Annotated in this window: 1 protein-coding gene; it reads left to right on the forward strand. The window is 33.8% G+C overall.

The window, feature by feature from the left end:
* Positions 1-186 precede the first annotated feature (186 nt).
* A complete protein-coding gene (locus tag V7183_RS23355; protein ID WP_335361000.1) occupies positions 187-519 on the forward strand; it encodes a hypothetical protein in 333 nt (110 codons plus the stop codon).
* Positions 520-672: the final 153 nt, after the last annotated feature.

The following is a 672-nucleotide window of genomic DNA, read 5'->3' on the forward strand; positions in this document are numbered from 1 at the left end:
CCAGATGCTCTCGCCCACCTAAAAAGAGGAGTTGTATGTCAGTTTTTTAATTGATGCATATTTATTGTTTTTTTAGCAAGAAATCTTTCCATTTTTCTTTATAGATGATACAAGTCTAATCAATTATTTCATTACTTTCATAGAATATAACGCAAGAGTATAAAGCAAGGAAAAGGAGTTGTTAAAATGTTCTTTGGGCGAAGAGGTAATGGATTCCGGAGAGATTGCGATTTCGATAATTTCCGAAGAGATTGTGACTTTGATGATTGTCGAAGAAGAGAAAGACGTAGAGAATTTGAAGATGATTTTGAATGTGAAGAAAGGTTTGAGCCTAGACGTCGTGGAAGATTAGATGGTTTAAGAGAAGGCGATAAAATTAAAGTGTTTTCTGGTGGCGATCAAATCGATGGAGTAGGTGTTTTTATTCGCGTAGAAGATGGATTTCTTGTTTGGGTTGATAATCATGCAAATATTAATATCACAAGCCTAGACGTTATTAGTGTTCGCAGAATTTCTTAAATGAATAAAAAGATTAAAGGTAAGAAGAGAGAACGCTTATCTTAGTTTACGTATTTATATATTTATTTAAAAGGAGGATAATCATGGGAAGTCAAAGAGAATGTGAAGACAATAGAGGTCGTAGAAGATTAGACGGTTTAAGAGAAGGCGATA

The sequence above is a fragment of the Bacillus sp. JJ1127 genome, assembly GCF_036965845.1.
Classification (GTDB): domain Bacteria; phylum Bacillota; class Bacilli; order Bacillales; family Bacillaceae_G; genus Bacillus_A.

Bases quoted from the DNA above. Each gene is read 5' to 3' on its own strand.
- V7183_RS23355 (WP_335361000.1), top strand. From the start codon at position 187: ATGTTCTTTGGGCGAAGAGGTAATGGATTCCGGAGAGATTGCGATTTC.